Origin of the sequence: Flavobacterium sp. FPG59, assembly GCF_002150205.1 — a bacterium.
In the GTDB taxonomy this organism is placed as follows: domain Bacteria; phylum Bacteroidota; class Bacteroidia; order Flavobacteriales; family Flavobacteriaceae; genus Flavobacterium.
In genome coordinates this window covers 1-6,053 of record NZ_MTCA01000185.1, presented here as the reverse complement: position 1 = coordinate 6,053, position 6,053 = coordinate 1, and the positions used below count along the sequence as shown (strand labels likewise).

The 6,053-nt window shown below is 38.7% G+C and carries 5 protein-coding genes and 1 pseudogene; all 6 read right to left on the bottom strand.

Features of this window, described 5'->3' with window-relative positions; translation table 11 throughout:
- Nucleotides 1–2,099, bottom strand: a pseudogene (locus tag FPG59_RS12980) (hypothetical protein); the annotation flags it as partial.
- Between the two features lie 15 nt (nucleotides 2,100–2,114).
- The gene (locus FPG59_RS12975; RefSeq protein WP_176330747.1) at nucleotides 2,115–3,047 is read right to left on the bottom strand and encodes a formyltransferase family protein; all 933 of its coding nucleotides are present in this window, start codon (nucleotides 3,045–3,047) and stop codon (nucleotides 2,115–2,117) included.
- Between the two features lie 2 nt (nucleotides 3,048–3,049).
- Entirely contained in the window at nucleotides 3,050–4,180 is a 1,131-nt protein-coding gene (locus tag FPG59_RS12970; protein WP_086455012.1) for a hypothetical protein, read from the bottom strand.
- A gap of 69 nt (nucleotides 4,181–4,249) precedes the next feature.
- Entirely contained in the window at nucleotides 4,250–4,786 is a 537-nt protein-coding gene (locus FPG59_RS12965) for a phage tail protein (protein ID WP_217875909.1), read from the bottom strand.
- A 17-nt stretch (nucleotides 4,787–4,803) separates the two neighbouring features.
- Complete coding sequence (locus FPG59_RS12960) at nucleotides 4,804–5,343, bottom strand: phage tail protein (protein WP_086455010.1); 540 nt, start codon at nucleotides 5,341–5,343, stop codon at nucleotides 4,804–4,806.
- Nucleotides 5,344–5,383: 40 nt separating this feature from the next.
- Nucleotides 5,384–5,929, bottom strand: a complete 546-nt coding sequence (locus FPG59_RS12955) for a phage tail protein (RefSeq protein ID WP_086455009.1) — start codon at nucleotides 5,927–5,929, stop codon at nucleotides 5,384–5,386.
- Nucleotides 5,930–6,053 lie beyond the last annotated feature (124 nt).

Below are 6,053 nucleotides of genomic sequence, written 5' to 3'. Positions count from 1 at the left end.
TTAGATCCTCCATTACAAGATACGTTTGTTTGCGCAGCAGTTGCTGTGCTAATAACCGTTGGTTGTGTGATTGTAAAGTTAACAACAGTAGTACAACTGTTTGCATCCGTTACAGTACAAGTCCAAGCACCTGCGCTTAATCCTGTTACTGATCTCGTTCCATCACCTGTTGGGGTACCTGGAGTCCAGTTGTAGGTATATCCACCCGCTCCACCTGTTGGAATATTAATCGAGGCAGCTCCAGTAGAACCTCCGTTGCATGAAACATTGGTTTGAGAAGCTGCAGTTGCTGCAATAGCAGTTGATTGTGTTACCGTAAAGTTTTGCGCTCTGGTACAACCGTTAGCATCGGTAACAGTACATGTCCAGGTTCCTGCGGTCAAGCCAGTAACAGAAGTAGTTCCGTCACCTGTTGGGTTACCCGGTGTCCAGTTATAGGTGTATCCACCAGCCCCTCCAGTAGGAGTGTTGATAGCAGCTGCACCATTTGAGCCTCCAAAACATGATACATTAGTTTGTGATGCAGGTGTAACGGCAATTGAGGTTGGTTGCGTAATCGTAAAACTTTGCGTAGCGATGCATGAGTTAGCATCGGTAATGGTACAAGTCCAAGTTCCGGATGATAATCCTGTTACTGATCTTGTTCCATCACCTGTTGGGTTGCCTGGCGTCCAGTTGTAGGTATAACCACCAGCTCCACCAGTAGGAGTATTAATTGAAGCCGCTCCGTTAGAACCGCCGAAACAAGACACATTTGTTTGTGCAGCAGCAGTCGCTACAAGAGCAGTTGGTTGTGTAATTATAAAGTTTTGAGTAGTCGAACATAAACTAGCATCTGTTATGGTTACAGTATAACTTCCTGCTGACAATCCTGAAGCAATTGCTCCGGTCCCTCCTGATGGAGACCAGCTATATGTATATGGAGAAACTCCACCGGAGGGAGTAACCATAGCAGATCCGTTAGAACCTCCAAAGCAACTCACATTAGTTTGATTAGTAGTTGCAGTTATATTAGAAACTGTTAATGTTCCTGCATTTGATGTAGCAGAACCTGCACCAGTTGCAATACATCGATATAAATAACCATTCATTCCAGCAGTTGCTGCTGTAATAGTTAAAGTAGTTGTAGTAGCCCCAGAATAAGGTGCAGCATTTGAAATATTTGTAAATCCGCTACCTGTATTTATCTGCCACTGATAGCTAGTAGCATCGTTTGCTGAAATTGAAAAGGTAGTATTGCTACCAATACAAATTGTTCTGTTGGGCGGATTGGTTGTAATGGTTGGCGCTGCACCCAGAAAAGCTGCACCTGAAGGCATTGAAAGCGCTGGAGTAGTATTTGAAAGTGTCCAGTTTGCTTGATTCATGACACCAGCTCTTATTGCGGCAGCGTTAGCAAATGGTGCTCCGGTACCATTAAATTTACCGGATGTCCCTAAAACATTTCCTGCTAAGGTTCCTGTGTAAAAAGAGCTTGTTCCTCCTACCAGACCTACAGGTATTATAGAAGAGTTTGGTCCGTCGGCACAAGCCAAATCATCCCAACTTGCCTGAGAAGTCCCGTTAGAACTACAAAAAAAATAATGCAGTCCTGAGATAAAAGTTACAATACCGCTTTCAGGATTTCCCGTACTTCCCTGAAAAGCGATAATCTGATCTCCTACTGTAGATAAAGATAATCCGTTTGCAGGAGTACCCTCTCTTAAAGTTACCGTTCCGTTTGTTGTTAATGCAGTTGTATTTGGATCATAAGTAGAGGCCGTAAGACCTTTTATCATAATTTCTGTTCCAACTGGAATAGCTGTTCCTGCTGTCCAAGTTACAGTAGCTTCTGTAGAACCGGCTGCTTGCCATCCACTACCACCACCAAAATAACCACGGTCTGTAAAATTAATTGCTGTACCCGCCGAAATATTGGTAAGAAGCACAAAGGAATAGACATCTCCCGCAGCGGGACTGGGATTGGCATCATATCCTGTGAAGATAATATCTCCAGCGGACAGAGTAGTTTGAGAGTTACCCACGTAACTCTGTAAAAATATCCCCAGAAACAAGGCGATATTTATGAAATTCTTAATTTGAGCGTAAAAATGTTTCATAGTTAAATAGTTAATTTATAAAGAGGTGAATTTTTGTCCATTTTTTATACCAAAAGAGAGCAACTTGTGTCCACTCATAAAACCTTCATCTGTATAAAGAGTATGTATACGAAGCTGTGAATTATTATAACATTGTATTAGTAATCCCTTGTTTTCATTTATTTCTAAAATAGTCCCGGGGTAATTTGAATGTTCTGTAATATTTTTAGTTGCTGATACTTCAAGAATGCGCATGTTCCATCCGTTACAGTAAGTGTAGGCTCCTTTATTCCAAGGATTACAAGCATTTACTAATGCCTCTATTGATTTTGCATCCTGAGTTTCCCATCGAATGCATACATCGCTTGCAGCTGCTTTTTTATAGTAATTTGCGTTTGTCTCGTCTTGAGGCACCCCTTTGAAATTGGTTTGCAAAAGTGTTAGTACTTCGGGCACCATTTGCGCTCCCAGATAAGATAAGCTGGTGCAAAGCATTCCGTGAGTGACATTAGTAGCTATTGGCAGCACACGTTTTAGCACTATATTTCCTGTATCAATCCCTTTTTCGATGGTATGAACAGTAATTCCAGTTTCTTGCTTTTGTTGACGAATCGATTCAAAAACAGGATCACAACCACGCATTTCAGGTAAAAGTCCGTAATGAAAATTATAAAACAGGTTAGGATATTGTTCTATAATTTTTTTGGATAATTTCCACGGAAACGTCATTGTAAAAACATACTTGATCTCAATGCTTTCAAGTAATCCCAGTAACTGATTTTCTACTTTATCTTTTTCAAGTACTATGAGATTGACTCCTGTTTGATTTGCAAAAGCCGAACAAAAAGACAGCACCTCATCGTTACCAACAGGTACTCCAATGGTGTGTAATTTATTCAGTCCATATAAGGTTTCTATCGCAGGAAAAGCCATGCGGTTATTACACAAAATAACGATGTCGCGTTGCATGCTCATGATTCTAGACAAGCATAGGCATTAAACCATGAGTTGGATGTTACATTCTGAACCGCCAGAATATGATGTTGCAAACGGCTGCGTTCTTCATCTAGATTTTCGGCTTCTGTAATATGCTCTAACTGACAGTTACCTGTTTCTTTGTTTTTTGCAACTGTGGCATAATAAATAGGTGCTGATGAAAAACCGGTAACAGGATTCATATAAACTTTTCCTCTTGGTGAGTGGATCGTAATATCATCTAGTGATTTTTTATTTGCAGCTTCTATAAACAAAGCAGCTTCCCATCCTAAGAGCGAGAATATATTGGCTTTGTTTTGTCGGATATTCTCCATCGTAGCAATAAAATCTTTATTTTCTTCGCTAACAATTTTTAGTGACCAAGGAATAGAAGAACTCCAATCATATCCTGGATAAGGTATCTTACTTAGCCAAAATTCTTCTGCTGTAAAACCGCTTCCGTAAATTTTACTGGATATTATACTCTTAAATTTAGATGATTCTCTAAAAAAATCTTCTGCCATATCTCCGCAAAAAGAAGTCAAAAGGGCTGTGTCTTTATTTTCTTCAAGATAACCCGCTAATGGTTCCAAACTAAAATCGGAGCGCTTCAAAGGGGTAATATGATTGTAAGTAATAGAACCACCTTTATCTTCAACCGCAGTTGAATACGTGTAAGGAGGACGATAACCTGCATCGTAAAAAGAACAGGTAAAAGCAAAATCCTGTAGCCCTTCTTCTGCGGCTTTACGAACAATCGCACGGGAACACAAATTACCTTCTAAAGAAATAAAATGGGCGTTTGATAATTTTTGTTGAAAGTTTGGGAAATGATAACCACTATCTAAAACGATCAGTAACTTTCCGGAATTTTCAAAAAGAGGATGAATAAATTCTGCTGTAATAGGATTTATATAAGCAATAATTATATCTGTATTATTGAGTAATAATTGTTCGCAGCAAATATAAATTTCTTCATTTTTGCCGGCCACACCTATATTTGTTGATACGATTTCGTGTTTGCCTTCTACTCCTAATTTTTTTAGAGAAGATTTAAAACCATCCATGATATCAAAAGCCATTGAAGGATAGATTACAGAACGCGTTAAGAGTAAAGCTATTTTCATAAACAATAATTAATGATGTTTTACAACAAGGCAAAAAACCTAATGGAAACATCCAATGGGTATATAAAATTAATTTCTTGAAGGGAAAATTCCCATCAGGCATATTATATAATTCATCCCTAAATACGGCTGTTGAACAGGTATTGGCTGATTGCCTCCATTTATACCGATGGTAATTGATGCATTTATAGGTCTTAAAGAAGTATCAGGTGTTTTTGTAGAATAAAGACCTGCTAAAGCCGCCAAACTATTTCCTGTCGGAGATCCGTTATCTCCCTCGTCTGAATAAGCCAAAATAGTATAAGAACCAGTTCCCACATGGGTATGTGATGGCAAGTTTGCAAGAGTTGCCGTTACATTATTAGCCCCTGAAATTTCACCCAATTGATATTGATCAACAGTTCCTGCGCCTGTACCCATTGGAACTCGACCTCGCAAATCAGGCAGTGCAAATGTTTGTACACCATTACCGCCGTAGGTTGTTCCTAAAAGACTAAATAGAGCTTGGTTGGTATTTATAGCAAGTATTTGTCCTGCACAAAACGCCCAATATTTAGGCTCGAAATTGGGAGCAAATAAGCGAATTTCTGACATTGTTCCTTCCATGATTAATATTTTTAAGGTTAGTTTCTAGTTGGATAAAAACCCTCAACGCAAATAATATAATTTGCAGCTGTATAAGGTTGTATAATACTAAATGGCATACCCTGACCAGCAGCTGCCAGATTTACAGTTGAAGTTTCGGGTTTTAAACTGGTATCTGCTGTCTCGGTGGAGTACGCTCCTGTTAAACCAGCTAATTCGGCATTAGTTGGAGAACCCACACTATCTGATTGACTGTAAGCTGGAATTGCAACGTTACCTGTTCCAAAATGAGTGTGTGCGGGCATTTGATTACTGGACATTACAGCAGTTTCTGAACCCCCAACTTCACCCAAAATCATTTGCGGTAGACCAGGCCCTTGACCCGTACCTACTGGAATGCGGCTGCGAAGATCAGGAACCTTAAATGTTAGTACTCCATCTCCTCCGTAGGTAGTTCCAATTAGAGAATATAGCGCGTCATTTTCTGAAATACTTAATGTGCTGCCATTACAAAATGACCAATATAATGGTGCGAAATTACCACCAAAAATACGGATTTCTCCTATAGTTCCTTCCATAATAATGTTTTAAAGTTTATGATGTATTTGTATGTGTTTACTACTGGCGAGAAGGAAATATTCCATACAAGCAAATAATATAATTCAAACCAATTGAAGGTTGATTAATAGATAGCGGTAGGTTATTTCCAGTTGCACTAACTACCACATTAAATGGAGTTGCTTTCATTGAGGTATCTCCCGCAACTGAACTATACATGGCAGATTTTGCCGCTAAAACATTTCCACTTGGAGAATTAGAATTTCCCTCATCTGAATAAGCAGGAATTACAACATTACTTACACAAGTATGTGTATGCGGAGCAAGCTGATTGTTGTTTAGTGAGACACTATTAAAACCTGATTTTTGACCTAAGGCATAATAAGACAGACCAGGTTCTTGTCCTTGTCCTGCCCCTAAAGCGGTTCGCCCTTTAAGATCTGGTAAAGCAAATGTGTTTTGCCCATCACCACCATAATTAGTTCCTAAAATCGAAAATAGAGCAGTATTGCTTCTTATTTGAATAAGTGACCCATCACAATACGACCAATTTTTAGGTGCAAATGTTGCTGCGAAAAGACGAATTTCTCCTATAGTTCCCTCCATATTTATTTTTTTAAATATTTACATTAATTTTATTAAAAGTAATTTTTGTAACTTTATTTTTATTAAATATATTTTAATTTCTGTTTTACAGAACAAATCTAAGTGAAATAAGCGGTCTAAAAGC